The sequence below is a fragment of the Microbacterium sp. CH12i genome, assembly GCF_000685355.1.
Lineage (GTDB): Bacteria > Actinomycetota > Actinomycetes > Actinomycetales > Microbacteriaceae > Microbacterium.
The window spans coordinates 381,344-397,856 of the sequence record NZ_JHET01000010.1; the positions used below are offsets into that span (position 1 = coordinate 381,344).

16 protein-coding genes are annotated in these 16,513 nt (G+C 63.5%); 6 read left to right on the forward strand and 10 right to left on the reverse strand.

The features are described from left to right. Window positions 1–32 precede the first annotated feature (32 nt). Window positions 33–1,172 (forward strand): hypothetical protein, encoded by a 1,140-nt coding sequence (locus DC31_RS13950; protein WP_036280976.1) that lies wholly within the window; start codon window positions 33–35, stop codon window positions 1,170–1,172. A gap of 12 nt (window positions 1,173–1,184) precedes the next feature. On the opposite strand, the gene DC31_RS13955 is transcribed toward DC31_RS13950, so the two are convergent. The 3 genes from DC31_RS13955 to DC31_RS13965 form a co-directional block, all read right to left on the reverse strand. Then, window positions 1,185–1,832 (reverse strand): hypothetical protein, encoded by a 648-nt coding sequence (locus tag DC31_RS13955; protein WP_036280978.1) that lies wholly within the window; start codon window positions 1,830–1,832, stop codon window positions 1,185–1,187. Between the two features lie 79 nt (window positions 1,833–1,911). Beyond that, window positions 1,912–2,541, reverse strand: coding sequence for an alpha/beta hydrolase (locus DC31_RS13960; protein ID WP_036280980.1), 630 nt, complete (start codon window positions 2,539–2,541; stop codon window positions 1,912–1,914). Next, window positions 2,538–3,470 carry a VOC family protein gene (locus DC31_RS13965; protein WP_036280982.1) on the reverse strand — a complete coding sequence of 311 codons (933 nt, stop codon included), beginning with the start codon at window positions 3,468–3,470 and terminating at the stop codon, window positions 2,538–2,540. Before DC31_RS13965 ends, DC31_RS13960 begins: the two co-directional genes overlap by 4 nt. Window positions 3,471–3,589: 119 nt before the next feature. Here DC31_RS13965 and DC31_RS13970 point away from each other — a divergent pair, with 119 nt between their 5' ends. Beyond that, complete coding sequence (locus DC31_RS13970; RefSeq protein ID WP_036280984.1) at window positions 3,590–3,973, forward strand: FitA-like ribbon-helix-helix domain-containing protein; 384 nt, start codon at window positions 3,590–3,592, stop codon at window positions 3,971–3,973. Next, entirely contained in the window at window positions 3,970–4,365 is a 396-nt protein-coding gene (locus DC31_RS13975) for a PIN domain-containing protein (RefSeq protein WP_036280986.1), read from the forward strand. Before DC31_RS13970 ends, DC31_RS13975 begins: the two co-directional genes overlap by 4 nt. Window positions 4,366–4,375: 10 nt before the next feature. Here the strand turns inward: DC31_RS13975 and DC31_RS13980 are convergent, their stop codons facing one another. The 5 genes from DC31_RS13980 to DC31_RS14000 form a co-directional block, all read right to left on the reverse strand. Beyond that, window positions 4,376–5,803 carry a CCA tRNA nucleotidyltransferase gene (locus tag DC31_RS13980; RefSeq protein WP_036280988.1) on the reverse strand — a complete coding sequence of 476 codons (1,428 nt, stop codon included), beginning with the start codon at window positions 5,801–5,803 and terminating at the stop codon, window positions 4,376–4,378. 414 nt (window positions 5,804–6,217) lie between these two features. Further along, window positions 6,218–7,414 (reverse strand): AIPR family protein, encoded by a 1,197-nt coding sequence (locus tag DC31_RS13985; protein ID WP_160173249.1) that lies wholly within the window; start codon window positions 7,412–7,414, stop codon window positions 6,218–6,220. A gap of 23 nt (window positions 7,415–7,437) precedes the next feature. Then, entirely contained in the window at window positions 7,438–8,001 is a 564-nt protein-coding gene (locus DC31_RS13990) for a hypothetical protein (protein WP_036280992.1), read from the reverse strand. A 210-nt stretch (window positions 8,002–8,211) separates the two neighbouring features. After that, the gene (locus DC31_RS13995; RefSeq protein ID WP_036280994.1) at window positions 8,212–9,264 is read right to left on the reverse strand and encodes an LLM class flavin-dependent oxidoreductase; all 1,053 of its coding nucleotides are present in this window, start codon (window positions 9,262–9,264) and stop codon (window positions 8,212–8,214) included. A gap of 48 nt (window positions 9,265–9,312) precedes the next feature. Further along, window positions 9,313–10,824 carry a DUF7059 domain-containing protein gene (locus DC31_RS14000; RefSeq protein WP_036281291.1) on the reverse strand — a complete coding sequence of 504 codons (1,512 nt, stop codon included), beginning with the start codon at window positions 10,822–10,824 and terminating at the stop codon, window positions 9,313–9,315. Window positions 10,825–11,012: 188 nt separating this feature from the next. On the opposite strand from DC31_RS14000, the gene DC31_RS14005 reads away from it, so the two are divergent. From DC31_RS14005 to trxA, 3 genes are all read left to right on the forward strand, one after another. After that, window positions 11,013–13,118, forward strand: coding sequence for a DUF6049 family protein (locus DC31_RS14005; RefSeq protein WP_235201532.1), 2,106 nt, complete (start codon window positions 11,013–11,015; stop codon window positions 13,116–13,118). A 106-nt stretch (window positions 13,119–13,224) separates the two neighbouring features. Next, window positions 13,225–14,187, forward strand: coding sequence for a thioredoxin-disulfide reductase (gene trxB / locus DC31_RS14010; protein ID WP_036281293.1), 963 nt, complete (start codon window positions 13,225–13,227; stop codon window positions 14,185–14,187). A gap of 66 nt (window positions 14,188–14,253) precedes the next feature. Continuing rightward, window positions 14,254–14,577 (forward strand): thioredoxin, encoded by a 324-nt coding sequence (gene trxA, locus DC31_RS14015; RefSeq protein WP_036280998.1) that lies wholly within the window; start codon window positions 14,254–14,256, stop codon window positions 14,575–14,577. A gap of 90 nt (window positions 14,578–14,667) precedes the next feature. Here the strand turns inward: trxA and DC31_RS14020 are convergent, their stop codons facing one another. Further along, a complete protein-coding gene (locus tag DC31_RS14020; RefSeq protein ID WP_036281000.1) occupies window positions 14,668–15,003 on the reverse strand; it encodes a hypothetical protein in 336 nt (111 codons plus the stop codon). A 9-nt stretch (window positions 15,004–15,012) separates the two neighbouring features. Next, a complete protein-coding gene (locus DC31_RS14025) occupies window positions 15,013–16,452 on the reverse strand; it encodes a sugar porter family MFS transporter (protein ID WP_051606996.1) in 1,440 nt (479 codons plus the stop codon). Window positions 16,453–16,513: the final 61 nt, after the last annotated feature.

Below are 16,513 nucleotides of genomic sequence, written 5' to 3' on the forward strand. Positions count from 1 at the left end.
CGACCATCGGCGGCTAGCGTGGATGCGTGAGTATGTCACCTCCCGGCCCGCACCCGATCTCTTTCGATGCCCGGCCGCTGACCGAACCGGTCAATCCACAGGCCGTGAGCGCGTTCGTCCGCGAGATGCGGGCACGCGGCAACGGCGGCACGAATGTCGGCGCGATCATCGCGATCGTTGTCGTGATCGTCCTGCTGGCAGTGATGCTTCCCGTACTGGGACTCGCAGCCGTGACCGGATTCCGCAGCGGTACACCCATCCTCGGTTTATTGTTCGTGCTGATTTTCCTCGCGGCAATCGCCTTCGGGATCGCGCTCTTCTTCGGCAACCGTCACGCACGGATCAAGCGCTTCCGCCTCAGCAGGTTCGCGACGGCGAACGGTATGACCTACGAAGATGAGGTGAAAAACCCACCTCTGCCGGGCATGATTTTCAGCCTTGGCAACTCTCGCAAGTCGGGCGAGCTTGTCCGCGGACACTCCCCCAGGTTCGTGGAGTTCGGTAACTACCAGTACACGGTCAAGTCGGGCAAGAACTCGACGACGTATCACTGGGGCTACGTCGCGGTGAAGCTCGACGTGCCGCTGCCGAACATCGTTCTCGACGCACTCGGTAACAACGGCTTCGGCTCGAACCTCCCGGCATCCTTCCGTAAAGAACAGCAGCTCTCGCTCGAGGGCGACTTCGACAAGTACTTCACGCTGTACTGCCCAGAGGGCTACGAGCAGGACGCTCTCTACCTGTTCACGCCCGACATCATGGCGCGCTTCATCGACAACGCTGCCCAGCTCGACGTAGAGATCGTGGATGACTGGCTGTTCCTGTACACGAAGCGCGCGGCGTCAACGCTGGATCCGGCCACCTGGGCGTGGTTGTTCACCGTCGTCGGTGCGCTCATCACTAAGTTCGACCAGTGGGCCCGCTGGCGCGACGACCGTCTTCTCGAAGAGCAGGGTCGTGCACACGCTCAGGCGTTCGCGGCGACTCCGGCAATGGGGCAAGCGCAGCCGGGGGCGCCGTCGCTTCCCTTCGCTCCACCGGCGGGGATGCTCAGCCCGCCGCCCGGCGTTGCGCGTGAGGGCCGGCGTCTGAAGCGCAGCACGCGCTGGCTACCGATCCTATTGGTCGTGCTCTTTGGCTTCGGCTGGTTCTGGCTGCGAATTCTGAGCTGACCGGCAGAGGCCTCAGGGGTGTTGGGAGGTGGGCGCTGTCCAGGTGACGGGTGCGCTTTGGTACAGGTTCTCGGGATCTGCCCACACGTCAAGGGACGTGGTGTTGTTGTAGAGCAGCCCGACAACCTGCTGGCCCTCGGCAGCCAGCCCGATGATGCAGTACATCTTGGTATTTGAGCCGTCGTATGGCGGGATCTCCGCTCCACACCCACCGGATGCGGCATCCAATGGTGACTGGACATACGCGCCGGGAGTCCCGTCGGCGAGCATCGGATAAAGCGGCACTTGCGGGATGCCCCGTGTGACGTCACCGTCGACGTGCTGTTCGACGAAGATCACGTACGGCGTGTACTGGGCGAACTCTTCAGGATTGATCACGGTCTCGGCCATGAACGACGAGTCGTGCTCGACCACATCGAGCACCGTGAATCCGTTCAGTACGTCACCAGCGTCGGTTGCGATCGGCAGCCAGGCCACATCACGGAAGCTCAGTGCCGTACCAGCGGGAGTCGCCGCACCGATCGAGCTCATGTCGATGAGGTCGTAGTCGTAGCTGGGGGGCTCTGGCGTCTTGTCCGCATCCGGTTGAGGGGCGGCGCATCCCGCAAGAGCGAGCACGCCGATGACCGCACTGGTTGCGACAACGCGAGAGAGTTGCATGCCGCAATCCTATTCAGCCTCCAGGCCTATTCAGGCACCTAGTGCCTTGCGTACCTCCGGCAGCACCTCGCTGGCGCGGTCATGGTCCAACATCCGCAAGTTGCTTGGCGAGGAACTCCTGCATGTCATCGCGCACTCGGCCGTCGATGCCATGCCCGAGCCCCGGATACCGCCGGTCGGTCGGCGTGGTGTGCGTCGGCACCCACGCGTCGGTGCGTTCGACGGCTGCGGGATGGATAACGCGGTCCTCGGCGCCGCGGCCCACGAACATCGCCGGGCGCGACTCGCGCAGCACAGCATCCCCCGATTGCTCGCCTGACTGCACAAACCCGCCGAGCACGACGGGCGCCAGTACCCGCGCGGGGTGGGTGCGCAAGAGCTGCGAGGCCATGAGCCCGCCCTGCGAGAAGCCGATCGGCACGATTCGTGCACTCGACGGCAGCGCGGCATCCGCCCACGACCAGATAGCCTCCGTTGCCTCGTCGAGAGCGGTCTGATCGGGGTGGCCCGGCGTGACGATGCGGAACCAGGCGTGCGAGCCAGGAGCGACTTCGATCGGTGCGCGCAGCGACGCCCACGGCATCCCTTCGGGAAGAGCGGATGCCAGGGCGGTGAGGTCACGCTCGTTCGAGCCGTATCCGTGCAAGAAGACGGCGACCGTCTCTGCTGTCGGCGACCAGTTCGGTGAGGTGAGAGCGTGGAGAGTCATCGCGCCAGCACCTCGTCAACGTTGGCGCCGGGAAGGGCGATGGTGACCTGGGTGTTCCAGGGGTCAGCGACTGTGATCGCACGGCCGTCGTCGGCGAAGGAGAAGCCTCGTTCGCGGAGTCGGGATGCCAGGGCGTCAAGGTCTTCGCGGCCAGGGACGGTAATCGCGACGTCGCCGAGGCCGAGCTGCGCGGCCCGGGGGCCGGCGCCGGCGCTGTTCCAGACGTTCATCGCAACGTGGTGGTGGTAGCCGCCAGCCGAGGCGAACAACGCACCGGGGTAGCTGGCAACAGTGGTCTCGAAGCCCAGGGCGTCGACGTAGAACGCGCGGGCGGTGGGTATATCTCCGACCTGCAGATGCACGTGTCCGACGGTGCCAGCCTGTCTCGCGACCGTGTCGACCGTGTTCTGGTCGAGGTGCTGCTGCAGGTAGGCGTTGGGGTCGAGGCGCAGCGTCGACATCTGCAGCTCGCCGTTCACGTACTGCCACTCATCCCGGGCACGGTCGACGTAGAGCTCGACGCCATTGCCCTCGGGGTCGGTGAAGTAGAACGCTTCGCTGACGAGGTGGTCGCTGGATCCGGTGAAGTGTCCGCGCGGGTCCTGCGCTGCGCGCAGCACAGTGGCGGCGAGCGCCGGGGCGTCGTCGAAGAGGAACGCGGTGTGAAATAGCCCGGCGTGGCGTGGATCGACCGCCGGAAGGTTCGGCGTCGACACGAGACGCACCATCGGAGTCGTGCCGCGGCCGAGCACGCGGTGCACCTCGGTGCCGCGGCTGCGCTCCTCGATCGGCTCGAGGGCGAGGGCGTTCGCGTAATACGACGACATGGTCTCGATGTCGCCGACGCGGAGGGTGACGGCATCCATCGCGGTCTGCGTGTTGAGCGTGCGCTCGTCGATGGGAGCGGCCGCGGTGTCGGTGGCATTCATGGTTTCTCCTCTGCGGAAGTACTTACTTGCAGGTGCAACCAAGTGTGCCGCGGGTCTATTCCCAACCCTCACAGAGCGACGACGGTAAGTGCTAGCATTATGCTGGCAGGAGGTGCCCAATGGCAGCAGTGACGATTCGCAATCTTGCCGACGAGGTGGTCGCCGCGCTGAAAGAGCGCGCTCGACGCAACGCCCGATCAATGGAAGCGGAGGTGCGTGATGTGCTTACTCGGCTTGCCGATGGCGAGGAACTCCGTAGCGGCCTGGAAGATCAACTGGCGCGACAGGTGAACGCGCGGCGTTTCTCGGTTCCGGCCAGCGAGGTCATGGCACGCATCGCTGCGAACCCGCCTACCGAAGAGGAACGACGGACCGCACGGGTATGGGCCGAAGAGCTCGACACATACCGCGGCGAGGCGTCCGAAGAAGCCCTGAGGGATCCGTGGGAACGGGCGGACGAGTTGCTCGACGCGGCGCGGCGACGTCAGGCGAGCCGGAAGTGATCTTGCTCGACACGAACGTGCTGATCAATATCGACGATGTTCTGCTGCCGCATGAGAGCCTGGGCCTCAGCATCATCGGGCTCGCTGAGCTTCAGTTCGGCATCGAGTTCGCCAGAGATCAACGCGAGCGCCGCCGCCGCATCACGCAGCTTGCACGCATTGATGCGCTTCTCGCGACTCCGTGGTTGCCCTACGACCACGCCGCCGCTGCGAGCTACGGGCGTCTCGCCGCGATCGTCGCGAAGACCCGGCCCGCACATGCGCGTAGCAAGGACATCATGCTCGCCGGGCATGCCCACTCGCTCGGCGCGAGCCTCGTGACATTGAACTCGAAAGACTTCGAGCTTGTCGCCGACGAGGTCGAGATCTTGATTCCCGAACTGCGCGCCTGAGCACCACGTCTCAGCTGCGGGCAGCCCACCATTCGCGGAGGCGCTGCTCGACAGCATCCGGCCCGAGCACGCCCTCGTCAAGCCGCAGATCAAGCAGGAACTTGTAGGCCTCGCCCACCTCGCGTCCCGGCTTAATGTCGAGGATCTGCTGGATCTGATTGCCGTCGAGCTCTGGGCGCATGGCGTCGAGCTCTTCCTGCTCGCGCAGGTCGGCGATGCGCTTCTCAATGTCGTCGTATGCCCCAGACAGGCGCGACGCCTTGCGCCGGTTACGCGTGGTGACGTCGGCGCGAGTGAGGATGTGCAGCCGCTCGAGCAGGTCGCCGGCATCGCGCACGTAGCGTCGCACGGCGGCATCGGTCCACGCGCCCTCGGCATAGCCGAAGAAGCGCAGGTGCAGCTCGATGAGAGTGGCAACAGCATCCGTCGTGGCGGTGTCGAAACGCAGCGCGCTCATGCGCTTGCGTGCCATTCGCGAGCCGACGACGTCGTGGTGGTGGAAGGTGACAGCGCCACCGCCTTCGAGCTTTCGCGTGCGCGGCTTGCCGATGTCATGAAGCAGAGCGGCAAGGCGCAGTGGCACATCGGGGGCGGCACCCGGGCTTCGGACGTGCTCGAGTTCGATCGCCTGGGTGAGCACGGTGAGCGAGTGCTCGTAAACATCCTTGTGGTGATGGTGCTCGTCGACCTCGAGGCGCAGAGCGCTGACCTCGGGCAGGAACTCCTCGATCAACCCGGTGTCAACGAGCACGCGGATGCCGCGCACCGGGTCATCGGTCTGCATGAGCCGGACGAGCTCTGACTGAATGCGCTCCGGGCTCACGATCTTCAACGTGTCGCGCAGGCGCGTGATCGCCGCGCTCGTCTCAGCCTCGATCGTGAAACTGAGTTGCGCGCTGAAACGGGCGGCACGCAGCATCCGCAGCGGGTCGTCACCGAAACTCACGTTCGGGTCGGTCGGTGTGCGCAGGATGCCGGCGACGAGGTCTTCGACCCCACCCGTCGGGTCAACGAGCTTGATTTCAGGGATTTTCAGCGCCATCGCGTTCACCCGGAAGTCGCGGCGCACGAGGTCACCGTCGATCGTGTCGCCGAACTCGACGGTGGGCTTGCGCGTCACGCCGTCGTAGCTGTCCGCGCGGTAGGTCGTGATCTCGACCTGCTCACCCCGAATGCGTGCACCAATGGTGCCGAAGGCGCGGCCGATGTCCCACTGTGCGGTGGAAATCGGCGTGACGATCTTGAGGATGTCGTCGGGCGAGGCATTCGTCGTGAAGTCGAGGTCATTCACTTCGCGGGCAAGCAACGCGTCACGCACTGGTCCCCCGACTACAGCGAGTTCGAACCCCGCGGCCTGGAACGCATTCGCGAGCGCCGAAACAACGGGTCCTTCTGCGAGAGTGCGCAGGCGTGCGAGGCCCTCGGCCATATTGAGCATGGGTTCCAGCGTACCGGGGCGCGTGCTTTCCCACGGCGACGGGGGGCAGGAATGAACCTCGGCCAGAAGCCGAAGCTTTCCAGGAGCCACGTTGCCTATATCCATACCCTCCACGCTGAAGGGTATGGATCAAGCACATCGCTGGGGCGGTTAAGGTCTACAGCAAGAAGCACGGCAAGGAAATGCCGATCAGTTCGACGACGGTTCAGAAGGTTCTGAGCGGTCGCTACGACATGACGGTCGACGAGTGGCAGGCAACCAAGGACAAATCCCGGCAGGATAAGGTCGCGGACGCGATGAGGCGGATCAAGCAGATCGATCGAGAGAGGAAGGCTACTGATATCTGAGCTTTGAAAGAACGGCGAAGACCGGGGGCTGTTAATTGAGGGTCGATCCCCGGCCTTCTTCGTGCCCTCAGCGCGACTGGGCCTTCGGCTTCACCGCTTTCGCCTTCTGCAGAAGAGATTCCTGATGGCGTCGGTTTCGCACATCATCCTTCCGGAGGCTTCGCCCCTCGGAAAGAACAGTCTGAAACTGCTCCGTGGCAAGCTCCATCGCCTTGGAGATGGCGAATTCGATCCGGTCAGAATCGGTGACCTTGAACTGGACCTTCTTAGCCGCAACAAGCCGGCGCCTCGCGGACTCGAGGTCACCCGCTTCGAACACCGACGCTATCTGCGGATTGATGATGACAGAGACCATCATGGCAATGTGATGCTTCGCCGCCTTCAGAGTTGTGGAGTCGGGAGTGCGAGCGAAGTATCGATCCACCCGGTAGAGGAGCCAGGCTGCGTAGTAATACGCCTCGACTGAGTAGTTGCCCCAGACGAAGGAATCCTCGGCTTCGAGTTCCTTCGGGGAACCAATCGCTCGGAAGGATTCGCCGAAGAGGGTGGCGGCGACGGCGCGGTTGAGCTCCGGAGTAGTGACGACGCGCGTCCTCGGAAAGTCGAGTGCCGCGTGCTGGATCTGACGCAGGTATCGCAGGCCATCGGCACCTGACTGAGTGAAATACTCCTCGACGTCCTTGGCTGTCTGAGAACTCGCCTGGATGTCCGTCGAACCGATCGGAGTTTGGAGGTTGGTGGCAATCGCGACGCTCGTCCTCACTCTTGCATCGTCTGAACTGACGATCTTCACTGGAATCCAAAGATCGGACAAGAGTTCCGGCTTCTCTTTGACCGCCTCACTCGCCGCCCACCTCACCAGCTGGTGACTCGTCTGCCCACCGTTTACGATCTGATAGCCAGATATGAAGAATTTGTCTCCGGCTCCCCTGAGTGAGCTAGCGATGATGGTGAGACCGTTGTTCAGGAACGGAAACTGCTCACGCTCCTCACTCTGGAGGGTTCGAGTGATGCGGGTGTTGACGGTGTTGTGCGCACCGAGATCCAGCCGCACGTTGTCATCGAAAATACCGGGCCTGATGGAACCAGTCTCGTCCGTCAATAACTTCAGAGCCTCCGCGCCAGACAGTAGCCCGATGTAGGCCTCACTCACGCGTTCCGTGGCGGGGATGGTCTGTCGCTTCGTGAAGTCGAAACGGACGTTTTGTGGCCCGTGTCGTTCCTTCAGCTTCGCCGCGAGCGCATCGTGTCCGTGAGTTTTCAACTCGAACGGCTCCGAATACACCCCTAGTTCTTTGATCCGGCGAACCGCTCGGTGACCTGGAGTTCCTTGCGAGCATCAGCCCCGTCGTGTCCACTGGTCGTGACGTAGAACACCTCGCACGGGATTCGCGTTTCCTGGAACTTGTCACCGTTCTCGGCGATCTTGTCGATCAACGCGGCGAGGTCGACTAGGGCGGCAGGGAGATTAATATTCTGCGGGTTGATCGCATACTTCGTGACTGACTCGATCCCGTGGAGAAACTTCGAGATCAGCTTTGTGTCGTAGGACTCACTCGTCTTCGCCTGGATGAAAACGACGCGCGCGGTATTCGAGATCTGCTCTGAGATCAGTTCTTCGATCTCCGACGGTTCGAATACAAGCTGCCCGTTCACGACCACGGCGGCGATGTCGATTCCCTCGTCCGACCCTCCTCCGCGCACGGACCGCTCGATCTTCCCCACATCGTCTCGCAGGTAGGGATAAAGATAGTTGGCCGCGACGTAGAGCTCGAACTGCTTATCCTCCGATACCGCGAAGCCGAAGTCGCGCGCAAACTTGGCGACACGTTTACCCGTAAGAGTGTGCATCTTTCCCCTTGATCAGCGACGGCGGTGATCCTCATCCCGTTGTTGCACTGATACTAGCGTCGGGTCAGCGGATCAGGTGTTGGGCGATGAAGCCGCAAGCTACCGAAGGCGTTTCAGCGTCGTGCGAATAGGCTCAGCGGCGACAGTCGACAGTTTCAGGCGGCCACACGATCCCGATGCATGATCGAACCATCTCGCAGTCTGAGACGCTCAGATCGCGTCGCCGTGCACCGGTCCCTCGGTGTTCGACTTCCAGCCGAGCTCAGGCGCGACGTACTTCGCGAACGACTCGAGCACGTGCAGGTTGTAGTCCACGCCCAACTGGTTGGGGACGGTCAGCATCAGAGTGTCAGCGGCCATGACCGCCTCGTCCGCGAGCAACTGCTCGATGAGGGCATCCGGCTCGGCGGCATAGGTCTTGCCGAAGGTCGAGCGCATGCCGTCGATGATGCCGATCTGGTCACCGCTCTCGGCGGAACGGAGGCCAAAGTACGCCCGGTCCATATCCGAGATAAGCGGGAAGACACTGCGGCTGACCGAGACGCGAGGGGTTCCAGTGTGGCCCGCATCCTTGTATGCCGCGCGATACAGATCGATCTGCTCTCGCTGCAACTGGTCGAACGGCACACCGGTCGCCTCAGTGAGCAGGGTCGAACTCATCAGGTTGAGACCCTTTCGGCCGGTCTCTTCCGCGGTCGCGCGTGAACCGGAGCCCCACCAGATGTGATCGCGCAGGGTCTCAGAGCGCGGCTCGATTGCCAAGTATCGGCCCTCACCGACCTGCTTCGGGTCTCCGGGGGCGACACCTGCGCCATCGATCGCCTCGAGGAACAGCTCGAACTTGTCACGGGCGAGATCGGCGCCTCGCGGGTCTTCAGAGCCGACATAGCCGAAAGATTCGTAACCGCGGAGAGCAGTCTCGGGTGAACCACGGCTCACGCCGAGCGCGATGCGTCCGCGGGCGATCAGGTCGAGGGCTGCGGCCTCTTCGGCAAACTGCAGCGGGTTCTCGTAGCGCATATCGATGACGCCGGTGCCGACCTCGATGCGCTCGGTCTTGGCTGCCATCGCCGCGAGCAGTGGCATCGGCGACGCCGACTGGCGAGCGAAATGGTGAACGCGCACGTAGGCGCCGTTGACCCCGATCTCATCCGCGCCGACCGCGAGGTCGATCGTCTGGTGCAGCATGTCGCCGGCCGTGCGTGTACCAGAGCCGGGCACGGGCGCGTAGTGCCCAAACGAGAGAAATCCGAAAGCCTTCATGATTTCATGCAACCGAATGGATACCGGTGGCATTCCCGACCGCCATGATCAATCCGCAACGAGAAATCCGTCCAGCACCAGCTGCCGCACGCGCGGCTCGAGTTCAGCCCACAGATCAGAAAGCCGCACCTCGAACAGATCGGCGAGGGCAGCGACAATCTGCGTGACCGTGAGTTCACCGTCGCACGCACCGACGAGCCCGGCGAGCGCAGGATCGACCGAAAGCGTGCGCCCGAACCCACCGCCCTGCCGCAGCTCGATGACGCTCGGATCATCATCGCCCGGCATGTAATGCCGCGCCTCAGTAACGTCGGGTGCGGTGATGAGAATCGAAGGGATGCCGTCGGCCAAAGAGTCATGCGCAGCGAGCCCACTGTGCAGAGCTCGCCCGGGGGCGGAGAGTGGCTGCGACACCCGCTCGAAACGCCGAAGTCGCGGTGCATCCGCGGACTCCGGGCGCCGCAGCAGCACATACCCGAACCCGATCGCCGTGACCTGGCGTTCGGTGAAATCGTCGAGCCACGCGGCCAGCATCCGATCGAACGCGGCATCTCGCGGAGTCGTGCCACCATCGCGAATCCACAGTTCGGCATAGCCGAGCGGGGTAAGCTCCTCGCGCTCGACGACCCAGGCGTCGAGGCTGTCATCGATCCACGACTCGAGGCGGTCAAGGCCCGAGGCCGCTTGCGAACCCGCGCCCGCCTGCGAAAGGGACTCCCAGTTGCCGAGCAGCTGCGCAATCCCACCCTCGGCGAGATGCGCGGGCACCGCACGAACGAACTGCTCGACGAGCGCATCGCCGATGAGTCCACCGTCGCGGTATTCGTACGCGGTCACGCCATCCACTCGCGGCGTGATCACGAAGGGCGGGTTGGAAACGATCAGATCGAACTCCTCGCCAGCGACGGGCTCGAACATACTGCCCACCCGGAACGTGATGTTCTCGACCCCGTTCAGGCGGGCATTGAGCTCGGCGAACGCAAGAGCGCGCGCCGAGATGTCGGTTGCGACTACCTCTCGGGCATGCCGGGCGACGAGCAGGGCTTGGATGCCGCATCCTGTGCCGAGGTCGAGCGCGCGGTCGATTGGTGCCGGCACGATCAGCTCGGCCAGCGTGCGTGAGGCTCCGCCCACGCCGAGCACGTGGTCAGCGGGCAATTCCGTGCCGAGGGCCAGTTCATCGAGATCGCTGGCGATCCACCACTCCCCCACACCCTCGGCATCAACGAAGGATTGCGGGTGAATCATCGCAATCGGCGCGATCTCATCACTGGCCTCTGAAACCAGCGCAAGACCAAGTGCGACCAGCCCCTCGACCCCGAGCCGCGGAAGCGCCGCCGCGACAGATGCGAGCGGCTGCGGCATCCCGAGCACGAAGAGTCGACCGAGCGTTGCCAGAACTCCCGAATCACCAGCGATGGCGCGCAGTAACGGCTCTCGCACACCGCGCCCCAACGCGTCGTCCTCTTCTTCGCCCCACAGTCGACGGAGCGGTTCAGAACGGAAGTCGGCAGCATCCAGATCGGCCGCGAGAGCGGCGACAAGTGCGGGATGCGGCATGGGCGGAAGAGCGTCGGACACGGCCGTCACTCTACGCGCCTTCAGGGTTCACTCGTGGTGCCAGCCTAGAATCGCAGGGTCACAACTCACGGGCCGCCCGCCATGGCGCCCGAGGAAGACCAGAGACTTTGATCAGCCCCCGAACAGGTCGTCGCGCGCGCGCTCAACGCAGTGCACGCGGTTTTGTGGTGTTCGCTCTGGCCGCCGGACTCGCTCTCGCTCCGCAACTGACTTTTGCCGCGCCAGCATCCGCCGCTGCCAAGGACACCAGTGAGGGCGCCGTCGACATCGCACTCTCAACCGGCGCGCACGGCGTGATCCAGCCCGGTTCTTCACTGACAACGACCGTCACGATCACCAACAGCACAGACGAAGAGCTGTCGACCGGCCGTGTAACGGTCGAGCTCAATCGGACGCCCCTCCTCGATGGATCTGCGCTCGCCTCGTGGCTCGATTCTGGCGAAGCATCCGGATCTTTCGCGCCACTCGCTGCGGAGAACTCCGATCCGGTCACCGCATCCGATTCGTCCATCACGTCGGTGTTCACGCCAGCGAGCGCTCTCGGCGCGCTTGCGGACGGCGTGTACCCGATTCGCGCCAAGCTCGCGGGCGCGACAACCGGAGACCTGCAGAACGACACGTTCTCCTCGCAGAACATCACCGCAAGCAGCGTGCTCATCGTCGATTCGGGCGCAGCCGCCCAGGTGAGCGTGCTGGTACCGATCACCGCGACGCCCGCCGATGGAGGCCTCCTCACCGCCGACGAGCTCACCGTTCTCACCGCCTCAGATGGCGCTCTCACTGCTGGCGCTCTCACTGCACAGCTCGACGGGGTCGCCGGGACGTCGGCGGCACTCGCCGTCGACCCGCTGATTCCCGCGGCAATCCGCGCCCTCGGCACTGCGGCGCCCCTCAGCGCAACCGACTGGCTCACCCGCCTGGATGCCCTCCCCAACGAGCGCTTCGCGCTGCAGCTCGGCGATGCGGATGCCACAGTGCAGGCGCGAGCGGGCCTACCGGAGCTGCTCGCTCCACTGTCGCTTGCGCCGTACCTCAACGATGCGAACTTCATCGAAAGCAGTGGCGGGGCGACGCCATCCCCCACGCCATCTGCCACCCCGTCTGGCGCCCCGACGGAGCCGGTGCTGCCGACGAACGCAGAGCTCACCGCTCTTCGCTCGGCCGCCCCCGGCATTGTCTGGCCCCTGGGTGACGTCACCACCGCAGACCTCGCCACATTCAACGAGTACCTCGGTACCGATGTCACGACGGTGCTTCCGTCCACGTCACTCGCCGCGTACAGCAGTGCCCGTGTTGAAGTCGACTCCCACGATGTTCTGGTGATGGATGCCGCGGCATCCGACGCACTGTCACGCGCCGCGGGAGACGCTGACGCGACCACACGCGAAGGCGACATCGCCGAGGGCATCGCCCACCTGTCCTTCACCCGCCCGCAGGCCTCACTCTTGGTGGGATTGGACCGCAACGAAACCCGCACGGCCGACGCGTTGCGCGAAACAATCCTGTCGGTCACGACGATCGCCGCGCCGGTCGGGCTCAGCGAACTGCGTAACACCGTCCCGGCATCCGCGACCCTCGGCGACGCAACCGATGCGGCCAATGACGCCGTCACCACACGCGTGACGATGCTGGGTAGTCTGCTGGCCGATGAAGCGCAGTTGACGGCATTTTCGTCAATCCTTGACGACACTCTTGTTTTGCGCTCACCCGAACGGCTGCAGCTGATGCGCTTGATTGGTGTGGGCGTCGCCGATACCTACCCCGAGGATGCTGCCGCCCATCGCACCGCAACAACGAAGACGTTGAACGCAGTCGGAGTCCAACCACCGAGCCCGATTCAGCTCTTCACCTCTGCTGCGCCCCTGCCCGTATGGGTGCGCAACGATCTTCCATGGGCAGTGAACGTGACGCTGACGTCCACGCCCTCCGATGCGCGCCTGGACGTGCGGCCCACCACTGAGGTCGCGGCGCAGCCGGCCAGCAATACTCGCGTGAAGGTGCCCGTCGAGGCGCGCGTGGGCAGCGGCGATCTCACCGTCGAATTCAGCCTCGCCTCTCCCACCGGCGTGCCCGTCGGCGTCGACCAGTCGGCGACCGTCGCGGTACGTGCAGAGTGGGAGAACATCGGCCTCGGCATCCTCGGCGGCATGATCGCCCTGCTACTCATCCTCGGTATCGTGCGCACCGTCGTGCGGCGCCGCAAGGATCGTGACGGTGAAGCGGATGCCGAATTCGAAACGGATGCCACGCCTGACGAGTCAACGAAAGAATAACCGCGTCTGCGCATGAGACAACGCCTGTCCTCAGCGTCATGGAATGCCTCGCGGTTACGATGGGTTGAAGCAGTGGAGCGTCCTGCCAGGCAAAGAGAGAGAGCACATGCGCAAGGTCATCATCATCGGCTCCGGTCCGGCCGGATTCACCGCCGCCATTTATGCGGCGCGCGCGAACCTCGAGCCGTTGCTCATCGCGAGTTCCGTCGAGGTCGGCGGAGAACTCATGAACACGACCGACGTCGAGAACTACCCCGGCTTCCCTGAGGGCATCCAGGGTCCAGACCTCATGACGAAGTTCCAGGAGCAGGCCGAGAAGTTCGGCACCGAGGTCGTCTACGACGATGTCACCTCGCTCGAGCTCGACGGACCGGTCAAGAAGGTCACGCTCGGCAGCGGAATCACCCACGAAGCACAGTCAGTGATCTATGCGACAGGCTCGGCGTACCGCAAACTCGGCATCGAGGGCGAAGAGCGCCTCTCGGGCTACGGCGTCTCGTGGTGCGCGACGTGCGATGGCTTCTTCTTCCGCGAGAAGAACATCGCGGTCGTCGGCGGCGGCGACTCGGCGATGGAAGAAGCAACCTTCCTCACCCGCTTTGCGGACAAGGTCTACGTCATTCACCGCAAAGACACTCTGCGGGCATCCAAGATCATGCAGGACCGCGCTTTCGCGAACGAGAAGATCGAGTTCATCTGGAACAGCGAGGTCGCCGAGATCACCGGTGGCGACAGCGTCAACGGCGTGAAACTGCGCTCGACGGTCGATGGCTCAGAGAGTGAGCTTGTTTTGGATGGCGTCTTCGTCGCGATCGGCAACGACCCGCGCACACACCTCGTGCACGACAAGCTCGAGCTCACGCCCGAAGGCACCATCTGGGTCGACGGCCGCTCATCTCGCACATCTGTTCCGGGCGTCTTCGCCGCTGGTGACGTCATCGACCCGACCTACCGTCAGGCGATCACCGCTGCCGGCTCTGGCACGGTCGCAGCTCTCGACGCCGAGCACTTCCTCGCGGCATCCGACGAGCAGCCGGCGTCATTAGCTACCGAGTCCGTCGCCGTCTAACACCGGGAACACATTTCACTCGTCTGCTGTTGTAGCAGGGAGTTCCTCAATTCAAGGAGATATCTGATGACTGCCAAGGTAACGAGCCAGGCCACATGGGACCAGGACGTACTCCAGGCCGAAGGCCCCGTTCTGGTGGACTTCTGGGCCGAGTGGTGTGGTCCGTGTCGTATGGTCGCGCCGGTTCTCGACGCGATCCAGGCCGACAATCCAGACAAGATCACGATCGTCAAGCTCAACGTTGACGAGAACCCCGAGCTTGCAATGAAGTACCAGATCACGTCGATTCCGGCGATGAAGGTGTTCCAGGGCGGCGAGGTCAAGAAGACCATCATCGGCGCAAAGCCGAAGCCCGCTCTCGAGAAGGACCTCGCCGAGTTCATCGGCTAAGTCCCCTCGCACTGCACTTCTGAAGCCCGTCTCTCCGCTGGAGGGGCGGGCTTCGTTGTTTCTACGCGGTTTCTCCGGTCGTTGTTGCGCTCAGGGGGCGTCGGCGATTGAGGCGTCCCACCGACGGTGGCGCGAGCCTTCGCCCAGCATCCCCCACACGGCACTCGTGAGCTCGGGGTACTCCAGCGCGATCTGGCGCAGCACACGGTAGTGACGCGCGGCATTCGGTCGCACACCGTCATTTGCAGAAATGTTGTCGGCGCGCAGAAGGAACACGACGAGCTCATCGACGCTGGGAAGCTCTTCCATGAAGTCCCACGGGTCTTCACCGCTCAGCAGGCGCTCCTGGATGAGCACGGCAAGCTCGTCGGCCGCCTCGGCACGCAGCACTTCAAGGCTGGCGCGACGTGGAACAGCTTCTGACATGCATCCAGCCTACGCGCGCTTCGGACGGCGTCGGCGCGTGACCTCCGCAGAATCCGTCATCGATTCGAGCTCCCGGCCCTTCGTCTCCGGCACCTGGTAGTAGACGAAGAAGAACGACACGATCGCGAAGAATGCGTAGAAACCGTAGGCGAAAGTGAGGCCGATTTCAGCGAAGGCGGGGAACGTCGTCGAGATGAAGAAGTTCGCAATCCACTGCGCGGCGGCCGCCACTGCGAGCGCACCGGCGCGGATCGAGTTCGGGAACATCTCCCCCAGCAGAACCCAGACCAAGGGCCCCCAGGTTGCACCGAAAGCGACCACGAAGCCGTTGGCGCAGATCAGTGCGATGAGCGACCAAGGTTCCGGCAGCACGACGGCGCCATCCTGCAGCGTGCCGAACGAGAAGGCGACTGCCATCATGCCCAGGGTTACGGCCATGCCGATCGATCCTGCCAACAGCATGGGGCGACGGCCGACTTTATCGACGAGCAGGATCGCAATGATCGTCACGACGATGTTGGTGACCGAGGTGATCACCGACGTCATCAGCGCCTGCGATTCATCGAACCCGACCGAAAGCCACAGCGTCGTGGAGTAGTAGAAGATCACGTTGATGCCGACGAACTGCTGGAAGACGCTCAGCAGAATGCCCACCCAGACGATCGGCTTCAGACCAAAGCGACTCCCTCGCAGGTCTTTCAACGATTCTTTCTGCTCAGAGTTCAGAGTGGAGCGGATCTCTTCGATCTTGAGATTCACGTCGGTTTCACCGGTGAAGTCATACAGCACCTGCGAGGCCTTGTCGATGTCTCCTCGGGCAACGAGGAAGCGTGGAGACTCTGGCAGGCGAAGTGCCATAACGCCGTAGATCACGGCCGGAATGACCTCGACCATGAACATCCAGCGCCACGCATCAATGCCGAACCACAGCACGTTTGCCGCGCCACCCGCGATGTTCGCGAGCAGAGCGTTGGAGAGCAGCGCGGTGAAGATACCGGTCACGATCGCCAGCTGCTGCAGAGAGCCGAGTCGCCCACGCACCTTCGCGGGTGAAACTTCGGCGATGTAGGCCGGTGCAATGACAGATGCCGCCCCCACTCCGATTCCACCGATCACGCGCCAGACGATGAGGTCAACCACACCGAAAGCGAGACCCGATCCGACCGCTGAAACAAAGAAGAGGACCGCGGCGATCACCATCACAGGGATGCGACCGAGCTTGTTCGCGAGGCTGCCAGCGAACCACGCACCCACTGCGCAGCCGAGCAGTGCGGACGACACGGCGAAACCCTGAAGAGCGGGGCCAAGTTCGAACGCGCCAGCGAGAGCAGATACGGCGCCGTTGATCACCGCCGTATCAAACCCAAACAGGAACCCGCCCAAAGCTGCGGCGATACTGATTCCGATAACGCGAGCGTTGAAACGCCCGGCTTTGCTCTGGTCTGGCATGTGCTCTCCCCTGTCTCTGTTCACTCTACGAGTCGCGGGTGCTTCGTTGTCAATGAAACTG